The organism is Kribbella sp. NBC_00889, from assembly GCF_045207705.1.
Classification (GTDB): Bacteria; Actinomycetota; Actinomycetes; order Propionibacteriales; family Kribbellaceae; genus Kribbella.
Genome location: NZ_CP108783.1, coordinates 2,397,968 through 2,418,282, shown reverse-complemented (window position 1 = coordinate 2,418,282; position 20,315 = coordinate 2,397,968). Strand labels below are relative to the sequence as shown.

Sequence of the window (20,315 nt, the reverse complement as noted above, 5' to 3'; positions counted from 1 at the left end):
GACCAAGACCGCAGAGTGACCGACCGCTGACGCGACATGGAGGCAGGCACAAGTGAGCGAGATCGGTACCACAGCGTCGTCGGCGACCGGCGCCGAGCGTCCGCCCTACGCTCTTGCGGCGCATGAGGTCGTCGCCGCGGCCGGCTCCGATGTCGTGACGGGGCTGGCCGGGAGCGAGGCGGCGAGCCGGCTCTCGTCGTACGGCGCGAACCAGATCGCGGCCGAGAAGCCACCCTCGATCTGGGCCATCGCGGGCCAGCAAGTGCGCGACCCGATGAACCTCATGCTGATCGCCGTCGTGGTCGTCAGCCTGCTGATCGGGGAGCTCTCGACCGGAGTCATCGTCGCCCTGCTCATCCTGCTGAACGTCGGACTGGGTACCCGCCAGGAGCTGACGGCACGGGCGAGTGTCGATGCCCTCGCCGATCTGCAGGTGCCGCAGGCCCGAGTGATCCGCGACGGCGACGTGACGATGGTCGCGGCCACGCAGGTGGTTCCGGGCGACATCGTCGAGGTCGAGGCCGGCGACATCGTGCCCGCGGACGGCCGGATCGTCCGGTCCGCGACGCTGGAGGCGCAGGAGGCTGCGCTCACCGGAGAGAGTGCGCCGATCGCCAAGGGCACCGCCGTACTGACCGCCCCCGACGTCGGTCTCGGCGACCAGACCAACATGCTGTTCCAGAACACCTCGGTGACGCGGGGCACGGGCACGATCGTGGTCACCGCGACCGGGATGCAGACGCAGATGGGCCGGATCGCGACAATGCTCACCTCGGTGAAGCGCACCCGGTCGCCGCTCCAGCGCGAGCTGGACTCGCTGACGAAGGTTCTGGGGATCATTGCCTGGGGTGCTGTCGCGGTCATCGTGGTGGTCGGCCTGATCCGCGGGACTCCCGGCAAGGACCTGCTGCTGCTCGGCACCGCGATGGCCATCTCGGCGCTCCCGACCGGTATGCCGGCGTTCGTCTCGGGCCTGCTCTCGCTCGGTGCGAAGCAACTGGCCGCGGCGAAGGCCGTGGTGAAGAACCTCACCGATGTCGAGACTCTCGGTGCGACCAGCGTCATCAACACCGACAAGACCGGGACGCTCACGTTGAACCAGATGATGGTCTCGACGTTGTACGCGAGCGGGTTGTGGTTCACCGTCGACGGCGAGGGCTACCGCAAGAGCGGCGCGATCCATTCGGTGGCCGGCGCCCCCGTGCCGGACTTCACCCGCCTCGGTCTCGGGCTCGCCCTCGACAGCGACGCAGTGGTCGGCGACGACGGATCGGTGATCGGCGATCCGACCGAGGCCGCGCTCGTCGTACTGGCCGCGAAACTCGGTGTCGACGCTGAGGAGACGCGACGTACCTACCCGCGGCTGGCAGAGGTTCCGTTCGATTCCGAGTACAAGTTCATGGCGACCTTCCACCGAGTGAACGTCGACGGCGTCGAGCATCTCATCGAGCTGGTCAAGGGCGCGCCCGACGTCGTCGTGGCGCGCTGCAGCGAGGCGGGCGGACCGCTCAGCGGCTCGCAGGTCCCGATCACGCAGTCGCGGGAGGGCATCGACGAGGCCAACCTGCGGATGGGGCAGAAGGGTCTGCGCGTGCTCGCGTTCGCTGCCCGCCTGGTTGCCGACCACGAGCTGACCGCGATGACCGACGATCCGATGTCCTTGACCAAGGGGCTGTCGTTCGTCGGTATGGCCGGCATCATCGACCCGCTGCGCGCGGAGGCGAAGAGCGCGGTCGGTACGGCGCTCACAGCCGGCATCGACGTCCGCATGATCACCGGTGATCACGCGATCACCGCTCAGGCGATCGGCGAGGAGCTGGGCCTCGGTCCCGGGGCGATCAGCGGCGCGGAACTGCGGGCACTCACCGACGAGCAGCTCAAGCAGCAGTTGCCCGAGTTGCACGTGTTCGGGCGGGTCACTCCCGAGGACAAGCTGCGACTCGCCCGGGCCATGCAGGAGCAAGGCCTGATCGTTGCGATGACGGGCGACGCCGTCAACGATGCCGCCGCCCTCAAACAGGCCGACATCGGGGTGGCGATGGGAAGCGGCAGCGAGGTGACCAAGCAGGCCGCACGGATGGTGCTCACCGACGACAACTTCGGCACCCTCGTGCACGCCGTCGAGATCGGGCGGCGCGTCTACGACAAGGTCGTCTCGTACGTGCGGTATCAGATGACGCAGCTGCTGGCGCTGGTCCTCCTCTTCCTCGCCGCCACCGTGTTCGACATCAACGACGGCGTGGCGATGACTCCGTCGATGGTCCTTTTCCTGTTGTTCTTCGCCACGGCGGTGGGTGTGGTGATCATCGCTGTCGACCCCGGTGATCCCGACGTGATGCACCGTCCGCCGCGCGATCCCGCCGTACCGATCACGAACCGGAACGCGGTGATCCGGTGGATCGTCTACGCGGCCGTGCTCTTCCTGGCGGCTTTCGTACCGCTGGTGGCGGGGCCGGACGACCCGAGTACGACGCAGGGCACCGTCTCGCTGACGATGACGTTCGTGGTGATGGGTCTGGGGACCGTGTTCAACGCGATCGTCAACCGGCGCGCGCCGACCAGCGGATTGACGCCACCGATCATGAAGGCCCTGGGGATCGGCCTGATCCCCGTCGTCCTGTTGTCCTTGGCGACCCAGCTCCCGACGCTTCAGGAAGGGATGCTCACCGTCGCACTCAGCCCGCGCCAGTGGCTCGTCTGCTTCGGCCTGGCCGCGCTCCTTCCGATCGTCGTCGAGGTGGACAAGTTGGTCCGGAGGCGGCGGCTGCGGTCGCGGCCGACACTCAGCCCGGAGCACGCCGTCGCGCCGGCTCGTGCCAGGCGCACCGAAAAGGTAGGGGCCAGCGAATGACATCTCGCGAGCAGCGGATCGCCGACTTCATCGAGCCGTTCCGGGTCGAACCGGGCTCGAACGTCAAGCTGGCCAGGGACTTCGAGCCGGACTTCAGGGGCATGATCCGCTCCAAGAAGCGCGGCCGCAAACTGCTGGCCCAGGGGACCGAACTGTTGTCCGAGTATCAGTCCAGGCTGTACGCGCAGCACACCCATGGCGTGCTGGTGGTGCTGCAGGCGCTCGACGCCGGGGGCAAGGACGGCACCATCCGCCATGTCATGACCGGCGTCAATCCCCAGGGTGTGTCGGTGAACAGCTTCAAGGTCCCCTCCAGCGCGGAACTGGACCACGACTATCTGTGGCGCTACGGGCTGCGCCTACCGGGTCGCGGTGAGATCGGCATCTTCAACCGCTCGCACTACGAGGAGGTGCTCGTCGTCCGCGTGCACCCGGAACTCCTCGACCGCCAGAAGCTTCCGCCGGGCACCCGCCAGGGACTCTGGAAACGGCGCTATCGCGAAATCAACGAGTGGGAGCGGACCCTCAGCGACAACGGCATCAAGATCGTGAAGCTCTTCTTGAACCTCTCCCGGGAGGAGCAGCGGATCCGCTTCCTGCGGCGGATCGACCTGCGCGACCATAACTGGAAGTTCTCCGCGGCCGACATCCGCGAGCGCGAGTACTGGGACGACTACCAGAACGCGTTCTCGCGGATGCTGTCCAAGACCAGCACCGAGTGGGCGCCGTGGTACGTGATTCCCGCCGACCGCAAGTGGTACGCGCGCATCGCCGCCGCCTCGGTGATCGCCAACACGCTGATCGAGATCGATCCCCGGTATCCCAAGGTCGGCAACAAGGCGCAGAAGGCGCTGCAAGAGATCAAGGAGACGCTGGAGGAACAGGCCCCTGAGGGCGCGGCAGCCGATCCGTTCGCCGCGGAAGCATAGGCCGATCGGCTGACCACCATGGCCAGTGTCGAGGAACGCCCCGATGTGAAACCTCCCTGGTGGCAGGAGTACGTGCCCGCGGTCGGGGTGGCCAGGTCGTACGAGCGGGCATGGCTGCCGAAGGACATCGTCGCCGGCCTCGTGCTGTCGGCGCTGCTGGTGCCACAGGGGATGGCGTACGCCGAACTGGCCGGGCTGCCGCCTGTGACCGGGCTGTACACCTCGATTCTCTGCCTGCTCGGCTACGCGGTCTTCGGACCGTCCAGAGTGCTGGTGCTTGGTCCCGACTCGTCCCTGGGTCCGATGATCGCGGCAACGATAGCGCCGCTCCTGCTCGCCAACGGTGACCCCGCCCGGGCCGTCGCGCTCGCCTCGATGCTGGCCGTGATGGTCGGTGTGGTGATGGTGGTCGCCGGCGTGGCCCGGTTCGGGTTCGTGGCGGACCTGCTGTCGAAACCGACCCAGATCGGCTACATGAACGGGCTCGCGCTGACCATCATCGTCGGTCAACTGGACAAGCTCTTCGGTTTCTCGGTCGAGGCCGACGGGCTGGTGGCCGAGGTGCGCGCCTTCGGGTCGGGGCTCGCGGACGGTGACGCCAACGTGACGGCCGCGATCCTCGGGTTAGGTTCGCTGGTCGGCATCCTGTTGCTGAATCGGCTGCTTCCCAAGCTGCCGAGCGTGCTCATCGTCGTGGTGCTGGCCGCCCTACTGGTCAACGCGTTCGACCTCGAGTCGCACGACGTCGACACGGTCGGCGTACTCCCCCAGGGATTCCCGCCCTTCACGGTCCCAGCGGTCAGCTGGGACGATCTGCCGCCGCTGCTCATCGGGGCGTTCGCCATCGCCGTCGTCGCGCTCGCCGACACGATGTCCACGGCATCGGCGTTCGCCGCGCGCAAGGGCGATCGGGTGCGCGGGAACCAGGAGATGGTCGGCATTGGTGCGGCCAACATCGCGGCCGGGTTCTTCCAGGGCTTTCCGGTCAGCACCAGCGGGTCGCGCACCGCCGTCGCCGAGCAGGCCGGATCCCGGTCCCAGGTGACCGGCATCGTCGGCGCCGCGATGATCACCGTGGTCCTGGTCTTCGCCACCTCGCTGATGCAGTACGTGCCTCAGCCGACCTTGGGCGCGATCGTCATCGCTGCCGCGCTGTCCCTGGCCGACATCGCCGGGACCCGCCGGCTGTGGCATCAGCGCCGGACCGAGTTCGGGCTGTCCATCATCGCGCTGCTCGGCGTGGCCTTCCTGGGTGTACTGCCCGGCATTCTCGTCGCCGTGGGCCTGTCCATCCTCAACGTCTTCCGCCGCACCTGGTGGCCGCACCAGGCCGAGCTCGGCCGGGTGGAGGGCATCGCGGGCCTGCACGACACCGAGAACTACCCCGACGCCGAACTCCTGCGCGGTCTGGTCGTCTACCGTTTCGACGCGCCCCTGATCTTCGCGAACGCGCGGATGTTCAGTGACAAGGTGCGGGAGATTGCCACGGATGATCCCGACCTCCGTTGGATCATCGTGGCCGCCGAGCCGATCACCGACGTCGACACCACAGCCTCCGACATGCTGCAGGAGTTGGATGCCTGGCTCAACGCACACGGCGTGTCCCTGGTCTTCGCGGAGATGAAGGATCCGGTGCGCGAGAAGATCGAGCGGTACGAACTCACGCGGACGATCGACCCGGCGCATTTCCTCCCGACGCTCGACGAGGCGGTCGCGGAGTACGTACGGCAGACCGGCGCGAGTTGGCGCAGTCCGCAGCCGGAGGCTGACGACGGAGGGTCGCGGCGATGAGCCCGGCGGTGCGCGAAAGTCGCTTCATCCCTTGCGGGTGAAGACCCCGAATCGGGGCTCGGCGAGGCTGGCCTGACTGCTGCCGATCAGCCAGGAGGGGCATCATGCCTGAGCAGTTCCGAGGGACGATCAACGTCGACATTCGCGACTCCGAGCCGGATTGGACGCCGTTCGAACCGCCCAAGGCTCCCGAGGGTGCACCGAACGTCGTCTACATCGTCCTCGACGACGTCGGCTTCTCGGCGATGAGCTGCTACGGCGGTCCGATCGAGACCCCCCACATCGACGCGATCGCCTCGCGCGGGGTGCGCTTCACCCAGTGGCACACCACCGCTCTGTGCTCGCCGACCCGGTCGTGCCTGCTCACCGGCCGCAACCACACCCGCAACAGCATGGCGTGCATCACCGAGGCGGCGATCGGATTCCCGAACGCGAGCGGCACGATCCCACCGGAGAACGGGATGCTGTCGGAGATCCTCGGCGAGCGCGGCTGGAACACCTACATGGTCGGCAAGTGGCACCTGTGCCCCACCGACGAGATGAACCTCGCCTCGACCCGGCGCAACTGGCCCACCGGCAGGGGCTTCGAGCGGTGGTACGGGTTCCTCGGGGCCGAGACGAACCAGTGGTATCCCGACCTCGTCTACGACAACCACCCGGTCGATCAGCCACGCTCGCCAGAGGAGGGCTACCACCTCACCGATGACATCACCGACAAGGCGGTGGAGTTCATCAAGGACGCGAAGGCGATCGCCCCGGAGAAGCCGTTCTTCCTCTACTACGCACCCGGCGCCTGCCACGCTCCGCACCATGCGCCGAAGGAATGGATCGAGAAGTTCGCGGGCCGCTTCGACCAGGGGTACGAAGTGATCCGGGAAGAGACCCTGGCGCGCCAGAAGAAGCTCGGGCTGGTGCCGGCCGACACCGAACTGCCGCCGGTGAATCCGATCGGCACCCCGGAGTCGCGCAGCGGCCCGGACCACAAGCCGTTCCCGGCGCTGGACTACACCCGTCCGTGGGACACGCTCAACGCCGACGAGCGGCGCCTGTTCGCCCGGATGGCGGAGGTGTACGCCGGATTCCTCGCGCACGCCGACCACCACATCGGCCGGTTGCTCGAGTACCTGGAGCAGACCGACCAACTGGAGAACACCCTCGTCGTGGTCGTGTCCGACAACGGGGCGAGCGGCGAAGGCGGCCCGAACGGCTCGGTCAACGAGATGAAGTTCGCCAACGGGATCGACGACGACCTGGCGGAGAACCTCGCCAAGCTCGACGACCTGGGTGGTACCAGGACGTACAACCACTACGCGAACGGCTGGGCGATGGCGTTCAACACGCCGTTCAAGATGTGGAAGCGCTACGAGTTCAGTGGTGGCACCGCGGACCCCTGCATCATCTCGTGGCCCAAGGGCACCCAGGCCCGCGGGGAACTCCGCCACCAGTACCACCACGCGATCGACATCGTCCCGACGATTCTCGACGTCCTCGACGTCGATGCCCCGGAGGCGATCAAGGGACACACCCAGAGCAACTTCGACGGGATGAGCATGCGCGCCAGCGTCGACGACGCGTCGGCCGAGTCCGGCCGGCGGACCCAGTTCTACTCGATGCTGGGATCCCGGGCGATCTACCACGAAGGCTGGAAGGCGGTCACCACCCACCCGACCATCGCCGGCTGGGGCAACTTCAACGCCGACGAATGGGAGCTCTACCACGTCGAGGTCGACCGGTCCGAGACCAGGAACCTCGCGGCGGAGCAGCCGGACAAACTGCGCGAGCTCGTCAACATCTGGTTCTCCGAGGCCGGCGCGAACAACGCGTTCCCGCTCGACGACCGCTCCGCGGTCGAGATCCTCACCACCGCCCGGCCCCAGCTGACCGCGGCCAAAGACCGCTACGTGTACTACCCGGACACTGCTCCGGTCTCGGAATGGCAGGCGGTCAACACCCGCAACCGCTCCTTCTCGATCGGCGCTCTGGTCGACATCCCGGCGCCGGGCGCCGAAGGCGTGCTGTTCGCGATGGGCGCGAGGTTCGGTGGCCATGCCCTGTACGTGAAGGACAACCGGCTGCACTACGTCAACAGTTTCGTCGGCGCGATCGAACAGCAGGTCGTCGGGACCAAGGACATCCCGACGGGCGAGAACCTGATCCTGTCGGCCTCGTTCGACAAGCAGGGCATGGATCCCGACGGCGCGACCGGAACACTGTCGCTGTACCACGGCGACGAGAAGGTCGGTGAGGGACAGATCAAGACCCAGCTCGGGGCGTTCGCCATCGCCGGCGCGGGTCTGTACGTCGGCAGGCATGCCGGAGAGCCGATCACCGACGACTACCCGGGCCAGCCACCGCACGCCTTCACCGGCGGCACCATCAACCGGGTCGCGGTCGACGTCAGCGGTGATCCGTACCTCGACCTCGAACGCGAGGCCGCCCTGATGCTGATGCGCGAGTAGGCGGCCGGACTCGTGACCGACCCCGTGGAAATGCTGCCGTCCTGGAGGGACACTCCGGCACGACAGGCGATCGTGGACTACGTCGGCCGGGCCGTGCAGGAGGGTGGGGCGCAGTACGTCCCGCCCTCCGAGCGGATCGCGGTGTTCGACAACGACGGCACGCTGTGGAGCGAGAAGCCGATGCCGGTCGAGCTCGGCTTCATTCTGCAGCGGCTGGCCGAGATGGCTGAACAGGACCCGGGTCTTCGCTCACGCCAGCCGTGGCAGGCCGCCCGGGACAAGGACTACGCATGGCTCGGTGGCGTGATCACCAAGCACTATCACGGCGACGACAGCGACGTGAAGGTGCTCCTGGGCGGCATCGTGCAGGCGTTCGCAGGGATGAGTGTCGACAGCTACGCGGAGCTGGCCGGGCGTTTCCTGCAGACGACGCCCCACCCGACACTCGGCCGGCTGCTTCGGGAGTGCACCTATCTCCCGATGGTCGAGCTGCTGCACTATCTCGAGGCCAATGGGTTCACGACCTTCATCGCGTCCGGAGGCGACCGCGACTTCATGCGGCCGGTCACCGAGGAGATCTACGGCATTCCGGCCGAGCGCATCATCGGCAGCTCGACCGGCCTGCGGTACCAGGACGACGACGCCGGCGGATCGGTCGTCTACCAGGCGGAGATGGACGTCTTCGACGACGGTCCCCTGAAGCCGGTACGCATCTGGAGCCGGATCGGCCGGCGGCCCGTCGTTGCCGGCGGCAACTCCAACGGCGACATCCCGATGCTCCGGTACGCCGGGCATCCGACGCGGCCCGGACTACGGCTGCTGGTCCTGCACGACGACGAGGATCGTGAGTTCAGCTACACCGCCGGCGCCGAGACGTCGCTCGAGCAGGCCCGTGCCCAAAACTGGACGGTGGTCAGCATCAAGAACGACTGGGCAACAGTCTTCGCCGAAGCCTGAGCGGGCTAGAAGCTCCCGATGCCCTTGCCGATCATGACCACGCCGATGACGAGCAGGAGGATCGCCATGACGACGGTGTTCTCCCGGACCAGCCATCCGCGCAGAGCCTCGAGCGGCTCGGCCAACCGATCGGCGGCCGCGAGGTAGCCGATCACGGGCACCGCGACGGTACTCGCGGCGATCGCGGTATAGACGAGGATGACGACGACGGTGTCACCGGTGCCGAGGTTGCCAGCACCGATCGCGACGCCGGCTCCGGCGGCCATGATGAGGTTCTTCGGGTTGAGCGCTGCCAGCAGGAAACCGAGGCCGAGCCCTTTGACCGTGGTGAGGGTGTCGATGGCCGACATCCACTTCGGCAGATCGGGCGCCGCCTGACCGTGCGGACGGGCCCTCCACTCCTTCGCGGCCAGGAGGATCAGCAGCACGCCGAGGGCCAGTTGGATCGTGCCCTTGACCGGACTCGAGGCGTCAGAATCGTCCTCGGACAGGAGCGACGAGAGCAGCGTGAAGGCTACGACAGCAATGACGATCCCCGCGATCCAGCCGATGAGGAACCCGATGCTGGTCGTCTTCGCCTTCGGCGACAGCAGCATGAGTATCGCCGCGATGATGGGGACCGGGCTGATCGCGACGCCCAGCGCGAGGGGAAGGAGCTCGCCGATCACGCCACCCATTTCTGCCCCTCTCTCAGCGCTCTGAAGGCTGTGTGCGGTCGAGCTGGGCGTCCAGCGTCATGGCTGCGTCGATCAGGGCGAGGTGGGTGAACGCCTGGGGGAAGTTGCCGATCTGCTCGCCGGTGAGGGCGATCTCCTCGGAGTACAGGCCGAGGTGGTTGGCGTAGGTGAGCATCTTCTCGAAGGTGAGCCGTGCCTCGTCGATCCGGCCGGCCTTGCCGAGCGCGTCGACGTACATGAACGTGCACAGCGAGAACGTGCCCTCCGAGCCGCGGAGGCCGTCCGGCGAAGCCTCGGGGTTGTAGCGGTAGACGAGGCTGTCGGTGACCAGTTCGGAGTCCATCGCCCGCAACGTCGACAGCCACCGCGGATCCTGTGGCGCGACGAACCCCACCGTGGGCATGCGCAGCAGGGAGGAGTCGAGCACCTTGCTGCCGTACTGCTGGACGAAGGCCCGGCGTTCCGGGTCCCATCCGCGCGCCATGACCTGCTCGTAGATGGCGTCCCGGGCCCGGACCCACCGATCCAGCGGGGCCGGCCGCGACCGGCCGGTGGCGAGCCGGATCGCCCGGTCGAGCGCGGTCCAGCTCATGACGCGGCCGTAGGTGAATTCCTTGCGCCCACCCCGCGTCTCCCAGATGCCCTCCTCGGTCTGGTCCCAGTTGTCGGTCAGCCAGTCGATCAGATCCCGGACCGCGAGCCAGCCGTCGTGGCCCATTTCGAGCCCGCGCTGGTCGGCGAAGTAAAGGCTGTCCAGCGCCTCGCCGTAGATGTCCAACTGCAACTGGCCGGCGGCACCGTTGCCGATGTGCACCGGGCGGGAGCCGCGATACCCCTCCCAGTGATCCAGGCTCTCCTCGGTGAGGTCGGAGGAGCCGTCGACGCGGTACATGATGTTCAGCGGCCCGCTGGCCCCTCCTGCCTTCTCCTGCACGCGGTCCCGCATCCAGCCGCTGAAGGCGGTGGCCTCCTCGGTGAACCCCATCCGCAGGAGAGCGTGGATGGAGAAGGACGCGTCGCGGATCCAGGTGTAGCGGTAGTCCCAGTTCCGCTCGCCACCGATCTGCTCGGGCAGCGCGGCCGTGGGCGCCGCCACCAGGCCCCCGGACGGCGCGTAGGTCATGAGCTTCAGCGTGATCGCCGACCGCTGCAGCATCTCGCGCCAGCGACCCTTGTAGGTGGACTGCGCCAGCCAGGTCCGCCAGAACCGGGCCGTCTCGTCCAATAGCCGCTGTGCCTCGGCGGCCCGGATCTCCCGCGGCGGGCCGTCGGCCGCGGTCTCGAGCATCACGCCGCGGACTTGGCCGGCCTCCAGGGCGACCGAGAACTGTACGTCGCCGGTGTCGTCGATCCGCGGCCGCGCGAGACGCTCGTCGTCGGGCTCCCGCACGATGTGGAAGGTCAGCGCCGAGCCATCGCTCGTGCAGACTCCGCCGTGTTCGGTCGCATGCCACTGATGGGGCTTGCGTCCGTAGTCGAACCGCGGCGCGATGTTCACGTCGAACGTCATCCGGCCGCGGACGCAGCGGACCAGCCGCACGATCCGGTGGTTCAGGGTCGCCTGCGTACTGCTCGTCACCGGCATGAAGTCGATCACCTCACCGACGCCGGCCTCGGTCAGGAACCTGGTGATGAGGATCGCCGTGTCCGGGAAGTACAGCTGCTTGGTGTCGAACGTGCCGTGTGCCGGACGGATCCGGAGGTGGCCGCCCTTCTCGTGATCCAGCAGCGCCCCGCACACGCTCGGCGAATCGAAGCGGGGTGTGCAGAACCAGTCGATCGAGCCGTCCGTGCTGACGAGGGCTGCGGTCTGCAGGTCCCCGATCAAGCCGTGATCCGCGATCGACGGGTAGTCCTTCATGGCGGCGCTCCTGGTGATGGCCAACGGTCAGCCGGCTGGACAGCTCTGTGTCAACGTCGTGGCCAACGACGAGGCCGCGGTTCCGACTTGTCTGAGTGCCGAGTTGATCGCCGGCGCCTGCTGTCTGAGGGTGTCCGCGCTCAGGCCACTCGCAGCGGTCTCCAACTCTGAGAAGGCCGTCTTGACACCTTCCACGGCCGGCTGCAGAACGGCCGACGCGGAGGCAACCGCGGCGGCCAGGCTCGTCTTAACGTCGGCCATCGCGGTGTTGAGCGCCGTCAGGCCGTCCTGCAACGGCTGCACGTTCTTCAGGGTGTCCAGGGAGGACTTCAGGTCCGACGCCGCAGCGCAGTTCGCCGTCGGCTCCCCCGTTGCCTGCGGCGCCGCAGTCGGTGACGGAGCCGGCGTGCCCTGTGTCGAGCTGTCACTGCAGGCCGTCGGTACGACGAGCAGGGCAACGGTCACCAACGCGGCGACGACCGATCGACGTACGCCGGTTCGCAGCATGGCTTCTGCTCGCGACTACTCGGCGGCCTTCTTGACCTCATCCGCGCTGTCCGCGTCGACCTCGTGCTTGGTCACCTTGTCCGCATGCGACAGCGCCTTGTCGACATCCGCGACCCACGTCTCTTCGAAGAGAGCCACGATGCCCGAACTGTTGAGCGGCAAGGTGTCTTCGAGGTCAGCCTTGATCGCCTTCTTCTCCCGGTGAGACTTGAGCCCGCCGATTCCGAGTCCGGCACCCGCACCGACCGCGGCACTCGCCAGCAGGCTGGGTGGGAAGATCAGACCGATGACCGCACCGCCGACCGCGCCCCAGGCAGCACCTTTCCGGGCCGTGTGGAAGTCGTCGTCGACGTTGATCTTGCCGTCGGATCCGCGGCTGACGAGGATGAGCCCGTCGACCTTGATCACATCGTCCGAAGCAGCTTGCTTGATGGCGTCCCAATCACCTTGTGCCGCCTCCGCGCCCGGATACGCAGCGATGTACAGGTCGACTGGAGCCTTGATGTCAGATCCCACGGGTCTCTCCTCTGGATCGGGCGACCGCGATCGCGCGGTCCGACGTACCTGTCGTGCACACCTTTCCTCCGGCCCCGGCCGAACGCCTCACCCCCGGCGGACTAGGTGCACCGAGCGGCGGCCCGTCCCGGATCCCTCGGCTGCGACGAGGCGTGAGCCCGAGGTTCATCCGCGCGGGGTGAGGTTCCAATCGCTCGCTGCGGAGACGATCGATACCTTGGCCCGACCGGCGAGGAGGCGCAGCATGTCCGTCCCGGACTCCACGCTGTCCAGCGATCCAGAAGGCAGCACGCCCGAGGCGAAGCGGCCATCCAGGGGACGGTCGGCCGCGGTGATCGTCTGCTTGGTGCTGGCGGCGTTGCTGACGACGCCGGCGGCGATCGCGTACTGGGGACAACGCACGCTGAACGACACCACACGCTACGTGAACACTGTCGGCCCGCTGGTGAACTCGCCAGAGGTACAGAACGCCATCGCCACGAAGGTCACCGACACGATCCAGGATCAGGTCGACATCGAGGCGCTCCTCAACGACGTGTTCGCCGGTGTCATCACCGACCGGCCGCGTTTGCAGCGACTGGTCGGGCCGCTGTCCGGCGCGATCAACAGCCTGATCGACCGCCAGGTCCGGGAATTCATCGCGTCGGACGCGTTCGCCGATCTCTGGACGGCCGCCAACACCAGGGCCCAGCAGACCCTCCAGCGGGTGCTGAAGGGTGATCAGAGCGGCGCCGTCTCGCTGCAGGGTGAGCAGATCGTCCTCGATGTCTCCCAGGTCATCGACCAGGTCAAGCAACGCCTGATCGATCGGGGCCTCACCATCCTGCAGAACGTGCCCGTCCCCGACGTCGACAAGCAGATCGTGCTGGTGGAAGCACCCCAGGTGAAGCAACTCCGGACGATCTATGCGTTCGCGAACCCAGTGGCCCAGTGGCTGATCGTGGTGGTGGCGCTGCTCTATCTGCTCGCTCTGGTGCTCTCGCGGCGGCGTCCACGGACGACGGTGATCATCGGGGCACTGCTGGCGGGGAACGCACTGCTGATCGCGCTGGCGCTGACCATCGGACGGCAGTTGTTCATCGACGCCTTGGCAGGTACGACGTTCGGTCCGGCGAGTGCGGTCTTCTACGACCAACTGCTTTCCTACCTCGAGCGTGGCCGGGAGGTGTTCTTCCGGCTCGGCTTGGTCATCGTGGTCATCGGCTGGTTCGCGGGACCCAACAAGTCCGGTTCTGCCGTCCGCGCTGCCATCCGCGATGGTCTGGAAGGCGTCGGCGGAGCCCTGGCCGACGGCCCGGTCGGCAGCGCGGGCCGCTGGGTCGCGGCCAACGCCCGGTGGTTGCGGGTGGCCATTGGCTTCCTGGGCGCCGTCGTACTGCTCTGGGGCAACAACATCTCGACGTCCCGGCTGTTCTGGTCGCTCGCCCTCGTGGCCCTGTTGCTGGTTGTCGTGCAGATCCTGGTCGGCGCCGGCCGGGCGACGACCGCCTCCCGTCCCGTCCCACCGGCCGAAGCCGAAGCCGTACCCGGAACCGTGAACTAGCGGCGCATGAACATCGTCTGGGCCCTGGTGGTCACGGTTCTCGTGACCGCGGTCACCGTCACTGCAATGCTCCTCGTGCGCAGGCGGGCGCCGGAGGGCAGCTACTTCAGCGACGGTGACCGCGCCTCGGGCGTCTTCGGTGTACTCGCCACCGGATTCTCGGTGCTTCTCGGCTTCATCATCTTCTTGTCGTTCACCTCGTACGACGATTCGCGAGCCGGCGCCGAGACCGAGGCGACCATTGTGGCGCAGCAGGTTCAGACCGCCCAGTACCTGCCTGACAAGACCGCGGCGACGCTCACCGGCGACCTGATCTGCTACGCACGGTCCGTAGCCGGACCGGAGTGGGTGGCCATGGACAACGGCACGCTCAGGAACTCCGTCAACCCGTGGGGTGTGCAGATGTTCCTGACGATGTCGGCCGTCAACCCGAGTACGCCGACCGAGCAGTCGGCGTACGACCGGTGGATGGATCAGACCGCCCAACGGGAACAGGCGCGCATCGACAGGGTGCACGGAGCGGAGGGGATCATCCCGACGCCCTTGTGGCTGGTCCTGTCGGTGATCTCGGTGGTGATCTTCGTGTACCTGTTGTTCTTCGCCGACCGGGCCGAGGGCGCGGTGACGCAGGGCGTCCTGATGGGCAGTGTGACGGTGGTCATCACACTTCTGCTGTTCCTGCTCGTCTTCTTCGACCATCCACACGGCGCAGGAGTGGGAAGGTTGGAGCCGACCGCGATGACGCGAACCATCAGCCTGATCGATACCCAACTCGAGATCGTCGGGCTCGAAGTGGCCCCTCCGTGTGACGAGCATGGCAACCGTCGCTGAGGAGAAGCCCGATCGTGGCCGCACCTGGCAGGAGGTGCTGGTCACCGTCCTGCTGGTGGTCGCCGCCGTCGGGACCTCGTGGAGCAGTTACCAGGCGACCCGGTGGAACGGCGAGCAGGCCAAGGCGGCCGGCCGCACGAACGCGATTCGGATCGACGCTGCCCGGGCGCAGGGCCAGGCCCAGGCCCAGACCCAGGTGGACGTCGCCACCTTCATCGCGTGGGTGGACGCGGATCGCCGAGGTGACGCCGCCATCGCCGACTTCTACGCCGAGCGTTTCCGCCCGGAGTTCCGGCCCGCGTTCAACGCCTGGATGGCGACCCGCCCGGCCACGAACCCGGATGCGCCGCCGACGCCCTTCGCCATGCCGCAGTACCAGCTCGCGTCGCGGCAGGAGGCCGAACGGCTCGACGCGGCCGCCGCGGCCTCCGCGACCGAGGTGCTCCGCGACATACAGATAGCCAGCAACTATGTACTCACCGTCGTCCTGTACGCCGTGGTCCTGTTCTTCGCCGGGATGAGCACCAAGATCGCCCGTCGCCGCCTGCGCTGGATCCTCCTCGGGGTCGGCTGTCTCGTCTTCGTCGCCGCCATCGCCTGGATCGCCACCTTCCCGATCAGCGTCGAGATCTGAGCGGTCGCTCGTCCCCTGGGGATGATGCCGGGCCCGAGGTGGTAGGTCAGCCTGGTGCCATCCTCCGCTGCGGCGGAGCGGTTCGATCACGACGTGACAAAGGAGTGAACGACAGTGGCACAAGGGGCTGCAGCATCGCAGTACGAAGGCGCGGGCGAGGAACACGAGGTCAGCGGCTGGGCGGTCGGCTTCATCCTGTTCGCCGGCGTCATGATGGTCATGTCCGGAGGCTTCCAGGCATTTTCCGGTCTGGTGGCACTCTTCGAGAACGAGTTCTACGTAGCCACCCGTGACTACCTGTTCCAGTTCGACGCCACCGCGTGGGGCTGGATCCACCTGCTGTTCGGCATCGTGGTGATGCTGGCCGGGTTCGCGGTCATGGCGGGCCAGACCTGGGCGCGGGTGCTGGGCATCATCCTGGCCGTGCTGAGTGCGCTGGCCAACTTCACCTTCATCCCGTACTACCCGTTCTGGGCAATCACCATCATCGCCATCGACATCTTCGTCATCTGGGCGCTGGCCGTACACGGTCGCGATCTCCACGAAGCCAGAGCCTGACGGCCGACGAGAGAGGACCGAGATGGCTGAGAAAAGAGGCGGGGGCGTCCTGGCCGGCATCGTTGTGTTCGCCGGCTCGCTGCTCGTGGTGATCGGAATGGTCAACGTCTTCCAGGGATTCATCGCCCTGTTCAACGACGAGCGTCTGGCGATGACGCGGAACAACCTCATCGTCGTGGACACCACCGGGTATGGATGGGTGCTGCTCATCTCCGGGCTGCTCATGCTGGGCGTGGCCGCCGGCCTGCTCGCGGCACAGACGTGGGCCAGGTTCGCGGCCATCGTGCTCGTGTGCCTGCACGCGGTGACGCAGATCGCCTGGCTCGGGGCCTACCCCGTCTGGTCGCTGCTGATGATCGCGCTGGACACCGTCGTACTGTTCGCGCTCACCGTCAGGTGGTCCGACGTACGGGAGCGGATCGGCGGGCAGGGCGACGTGGACTGGAACGAGCAGGAAGAAATCCAGCTCTCTGCCACCAAGCAGCGCATCCCTCCGATGGCCTGAGTGACGGCGCGGCGCCCCAGCTGGGTCCGTGACTCAGCTGGCTCGGCGCCGCGCATCGTCGACGTACGGAAGCGGGTTGCCGGATGCTCGCGCGCCGGAGGCGAGCCAGGCCGCGAGTCCCTCCGGAGACCGCCGCTGGAGCTCGTCGAGGTACTGCTGACGCTTCTTGACAACGGTCAGGCGCTCCGCGGCCGTCGCGGCAGTCTCCAGCAGGCGGAAGCTCCGGCGCCAGGCCAGGCACAACGCCTCATCGCCGAGGGAACTGAGCTCCGGCGCCGGGGCGGCCGCGGGACCGTCGGCAAGCGACGTCACGGAGTTATAGGGTGTCGTCGGCTCCGGCCTTACGACGGGACGATCCCCGTTGGCCTTCCGTCGCGCCCGGACCAGCGAGGTGAGAGCCGGCGTGGTCAGCGCCAGGATCACCACGACCAAAACGCCGGCGACCTTGGCGACCGCGATCAGGCCCACGGCCGCGGGCGTCATCAGCCCGGCGCCGAGCGTGACCCGAACGACCTTGGCCACCGCGACCCGTCCGTCCCCTCCCCACATGGACGAGGCGACGACGGCCGTCGCCATCGCGACAACGACCACACTGATGACGACCCCGACCAGACCCCACGTGGCGATCGCGCAGACGAGGCCGATTGTGGTGGCCAGGTAGACACACCACGACCGGATCGTTCGGCTCGTGCTGCGGGATGTGCCGGGATCGGGTAAATCGGCGCCGGATGACCGCCTCAGCTCGCTCACGTTCTCAGTCCTTTGCCCCGGTTCTCGATCGCGTTCTTCCGCCATCGAGCTCAGCGTCAGCATGCACCGGGCCCACAGGTCCTCGCCTCCTCCTGCCAGGGTGAAACGGGTCAGGGCTCTTGCGGCTGCAGGCGGGCATGCGTCCGGCAGTGGCGAAGGTGGGCCCGCCTCACCCTTGCAGGGTGAGCTACCGCCGCCAGTCCTGGGGCAGCATGGGTACGGTCGACGAATATCGGTGTCATTCCGTCTCGAAAGCTGCGGTCAAACCACCGCGCACCGCCCGCCGACCAGTCGTGTGGTCAATCGCCGGGAGGGGATATGCCGGGCGGTCAGCAGGTAGGGGACGGGCGCGCACACCGCTTGATTCCGATGCACAACCAGGGGCAGACGGCCCGGCCGGATCCGTCGGCGACACCTTGGCGGACGGTGGTCCGGCAGCGTCTTCTGGACCTGGTGAGCCAAGGAGTACAGGGCCCGCTGACGCTTGTCAGTGCGCCCGCGGGCTTCGGGAAGACGATCCTCCTGTTCTCGTGGGAGGCACTCGGCACCTGGGGCAGCCCGGTCAGGCACATCACTGTGGACGCCGCCGGCGAGCACGCCACGGCTTCGCTGCAGTCCGTACTCGACGGCCTCCACCTGAGGGGGGCCGGCCTCGCCGAAGAGCCCGCGCTGGTCCTCGTGATCGACTGCGGCGATCTCACGCTGACGCCGGAGCTCTGGGACAGCGTCGATCGCCTCGTCCGGGGCAATGCGAGCGTGCGGATCGTCCTGCTGACCCGCGCGGATCCGCCGCTGCCGCTCTATCGCTACCGGCTGGCGGGCACCGTGACCGAGATTCGCGCCGCCGACCTGGCCTTCACGGTGGAGGAGGCCGCCGGCCTGATGCGGCAGGAGAACCTCGAGCTGACGCCGGCCGAGGTGGCAGAACTCTGCGCCAGGACGGACGGCTGGCCGGCGGGCCTGACGTTCGCGGCGATGAATCTGGCTGGGAAGGCCGACACCGCACAGGCCATCCGGGAGTTTCGGGGCGATATGGGGAACGTGGCGGCGTTCCTGATGACCGAGGTGCTGCAGACGCAGCCCTCCGCGCTGCGGGACTTCCTGCTCCGGACCTGCATCGTCGACAAGCTCTGGCCCGAGCTGGCCGAGGCGCTGACGGGTCGTGTCTGTGACCGTCGGTCGCTGGAGTTCTTGTCCCACGGGAACGCGTTCACCCAGCGGGTTCCCGGCACCGGCGACTGTTACAGCTACCAGTCACTCTTCCGTGAGTTCCTCCGGGCGGAACTGCTGTTCGAACGGCCGGCTCTGGTCCCCGAGCTCCACCGCACCGCCGCCGCCTGGTTCGCGCAGAACGGGCACCGGCTGACGGCGGTCCACCACGCCGTCACGGCCGGGCACTGGGGGGATGCGGCACGGTATCTGGTGGAAGACTTCGACTTCGCGCAGCTACTTGTCGGGCGCCGGCGGCAGCTACTGAAAGCTTTGGTCGCTGACCTTCCCGACGACCTGGAGGGAGCGGATGCCGCGGTGGTGCGGTCCGCTCGAGCACTCGCGGAGTTCGATGTCGACCGGTGTACGGCGGAACTGAGCAAGGCTCGACGCAGCCTGGAGCAGGGCGTCCCACCACGGACACCCACCCACGACCTGGCGATCAGCGTGCTGCAAGCAATCTCGGCAAGTCTTCGTGCCGATGTCACCACGGCGTTGGACGCCACGCTCGCCGCCGAAGCGGGCCTCGGCGCGGCATCGGTGGGATCGAGGGCCCTGCATCCGGAGCTGACGTTCCTCGTTGCCGGATGCAAAGGCCGGGTCCTGCTCCAGCGCGGTGACTTCCCTGGAGCCGCGGAGGCCTTCGCCGAGGCGATCGCGATTGCCGACGAAGCCGGTCTGCACGAGGCATTGGCGGAAGTCTTCGGGATGGCCGCGCTGGTGGAGGCGGTGTGGGGACATCTGCGGCGGGCCGGCGAGCTCGCCGCGCAGGCGGCCGCGCCGGCGGAGTCCGGGGCTCGCCTGGATGAGCCCCAGTCGGCGATCGTGGCCCGAGCCTGGGTGAGTGCGGACCAAGGAGAGCTCACGGCGGCCCGGGACCTGGTGCATCGCGCCGGGGACGCCGTACCGACGTTCGATGTCCGCGTTCTCGCAGCCCTTGCGGCTCTGGTCCGGGCAAGAGTGCTCCGGGCCGGAGGAGACCCCGACCTGGCCCGGGCTGAGCTGAGGGCGGCCGGCAACAGCTATCGCGGCGGAACTGACGACTGGCTCGGCCAGTCCCTCCTGGTGGACGAGGCGAAGATTCTCGTGGCTCAGCACCTGCCGCATGAGGCCATCGCGGTGATCGAGCACTCCCCTGGCCGCCACCAGGTCGAATCGATCCTCGTGCTGCAACGGGCGGCTACAGAGGTTGGAGTGCGGGGTCCTGCGTTGCCGTCTCCGGTCACGCAGCGGGCCACATCCCTGGAGACGCAGATCGACAGCTGGCTGGTTCAAGCCGCGGAGTCGATCAGAGCCGGCGAGTCCGGCCGGAGCGATCTCCATGTGGAGCGCGCCTTGCGACTGGCCGCGCCCGAGCACCTCCGCCGTCCGTTCTCGGACGCGCCGCCACCACTGCGAACGTTGCTCCAGCCAACCGGCGAACTGATGCGGCGTCACGCCTGGCTCCGCGCGCCGAGATCCACCCGCGACGGCGGCGCGGATCAATCGACTCGCAGCCGCTACGAACTCGTCGTCACCGTCGCCTTGAGCAGCAAGGAGCACGAGGTGCTGGAGTACCTCGCCGAGCTCCTGACCACCGAAGAGATCGCCAGCATCATGTATGTCTCGGTCAACACGGTCCGCAGCCATGTGCGGAGCATCCTGCGCAAGCTGAGCGCCTCCCGGCGCAACGAGGCCGTACGGCGAGCGTGGGAGCTGGGTCTGCTCCCCCCACGCCCCGAGACCTGAGGGTGAGAG

The 20,315-nt window shown here is 67.7% G+C and carries 16 protein-coding genes; 11 read left to right on the top strand and 5 right to left on the bottom strand.

Going from position 1 to position 20,315, the window contains the following annotated elements:
- Positions 1-52: 52 nt before the first annotated feature.
- The 5 genes from OG817_RS11670 to OG817_RS11650 all read left to right on the top strand — a co-directional run bounded on the left by OG817_RS11670 (position 53) and on the right by OG817_RS11650 (position 8,987).
- Positions 53-2,851, top strand: coding sequence for a cation-translocating P-type ATPase (locus tag OG817_RS11670; protein WP_406053977.1), 2,799 nt, complete (start codon positions 53-55; stop codon positions 2,849-2,851).
- On the top strand, positions 2,848-3,780 hold the full coding sequence (locus tag OG817_RS11665) for a polyphosphate kinase 2 family protein (RefSeq protein WP_406053975.1): 933 nt from the start codon (positions 2,848-2,850) through the stop codon (positions 3,778-3,780). The genes OG817_RS11670 and OG817_RS11665 overlap by 4 nt, the downstream gene beginning before the upstream one ends.
- An 18-nt stretch (positions 3,781-3,798) precedes the next feature.
- Positions 3,799-5,571 carry a SulP family inorganic anion transporter gene (locus OG817_RS11660; protein ID WP_406053973.1) on the top strand — a complete coding sequence of 591 codons (1,773 nt, stop codon included), beginning with the start codon at positions 3,799-3,801 and terminating at the stop codon, positions 5,569-5,571.
- Positions 5,572-5,675: 104 nt separating this feature from the next.
- Complete coding sequence (locus OG817_RS11655) at positions 5,676-8,030, top strand: arylsulfatase (protein ID WP_406053971.1); 2,355 nt, start codon at positions 5,676-5,678, stop codon at positions 8,028-8,030.
- Positions 8,031-8,042: 12 nt separating this feature from the next.
- Complete coding sequence (locus tag OG817_RS11650; RefSeq protein WP_406053969.1) at positions 8,043-8,987, top strand: HAD family hydrolase; 945 nt, start codon at positions 8,043-8,045, stop codon at positions 8,985-8,987.
- Positions 8,988-8,992: 5 nt separating this feature from the next.
- Here OG817_RS11650 and OG817_RS11645 read toward each other — a convergent pair whose 3' ends face one another.
- From OG817_RS11645 to OG817_RS11630, 4 genes are read right to left on the bottom strand one after another with little or no spacing between them, the layout of a single operon-like run.
- Complete coding sequence (locus OG817_RS11645; RefSeq protein WP_406053967.1) at positions 8,993-9,664, bottom strand: GAP family protein; 672 nt, start codon at positions 9,662-9,664, stop codon at positions 8,993-8,995.
- Positions 9,665-9,677: 13 nt separating this feature from the next.
- Entirely contained in the window at positions 9,678-11,525 is a 1,848-nt protein-coding gene (locus OG817_RS11640) for a glycoside hydrolase family 15 protein (protein ID WP_406053965.1), read from the bottom strand.
- 27 nt (positions 11,526-11,552) lie between these two features.
- The gene (locus OG817_RS11635; protein WP_406053963.1) at positions 11,553-12,032 is read right to left on the bottom strand and encodes a hypothetical protein; all 480 of its coding nucleotides are present in this window, start codon (positions 12,030-12,032) and stop codon (positions 11,553-11,555) included.
- 15 nt (positions 12,033-12,047) lie between these two features.
- A complete protein-coding gene (locus tag OG817_RS11630) occupies positions 12,048-12,548 on the bottom strand; it encodes a DUF1269 domain-containing protein (protein ID WP_406053961.1) in 501 nt (166 codons plus the stop codon).
- Positions 12,549-12,792: 244 nt separating this feature from the next.
- Between OG817_RS11630 and OG817_RS11625 the strand changes: the two genes are divergently transcribed.
- The 5 genes from OG817_RS11625 to OG817_RS11605 all read left to right on the top strand — a co-directional run bounded on the left by OG817_RS11625 (position 12,793) and on the right by OG817_RS11605 (position 16,619).
- Positions 12,793-14,091 (top strand): hypothetical protein, encoded by a 1,299-nt coding sequence (locus OG817_RS11625; protein WP_406053958.1) that lies wholly within the window; start codon positions 12,793-12,795, stop codon positions 14,089-14,091.
- A gap of 6 nt (positions 14,092-14,097) precedes the next feature.
- On the top strand, positions 14,098-14,922 hold the full coding sequence (locus tag OG817_RS11620) for a hypothetical protein (RefSeq protein WP_406053956.1): 825 nt from the start codon (positions 14,098-14,100) through the stop codon (positions 14,920-14,922).
- The gene (locus tag OG817_RS11615; protein ID WP_406053954.1) at positions 14,906-15,556 is read left to right on the top strand and encodes a hypothetical protein; all 651 of its coding nucleotides are present in this window, start codon (positions 14,906-14,908) and stop codon (positions 15,554-15,556) included. The genes OG817_RS11620 and OG817_RS11615 overlap by 17 nt, the downstream gene beginning before the upstream one ends.
- Positions 15,557-15,670: 114 nt before the next feature.
- Entirely contained in the window at positions 15,671-16,114 is a 444-nt protein-coding gene (locus OG817_RS11610; protein WP_406053952.1) for a hypothetical protein, read from the top strand.
- A gap of 22 nt (positions 16,115-16,136) precedes the next feature.
- Positions 16,137-16,619 carry a hypothetical protein gene (locus OG817_RS11605; RefSeq protein WP_396393553.1) on the top strand — a complete coding sequence of 161 codons (483 nt, stop codon included), beginning with the start codon at positions 16,137-16,139 and terminating at the stop codon, positions 16,617-16,619.
- A 33-nt stretch (positions 16,620-16,652) separates the two neighbouring features.
- On the opposite strand, the gene OG817_RS11600 is transcribed toward OG817_RS11605, so the two are convergent.
- A complete protein-coding gene (locus OG817_RS11600; RefSeq protein ID WP_406053950.1) occupies positions 16,653-17,369 on the bottom strand; it encodes a hypothetical protein in 717 nt (238 codons plus the stop codon).
- A 453-nt stretch (positions 17,370-17,822) separates the two neighbouring features.
- Here OG817_RS11600 and OG817_RS11595 point away from each other — a divergent pair, with 453 nt between their 5' ends.
- On the top strand, positions 17,823-20,306 hold the full coding sequence (locus OG817_RS11595) for a LuxR C-terminal-related transcriptional regulator (protein ID WP_406053948.1): 2,484 nt from the start codon (positions 17,823-17,825) through the stop codon (positions 20,304-20,306).
- The last annotated feature ends 9 nt before the right edge of the window (positions 20,307-20,315 follow it).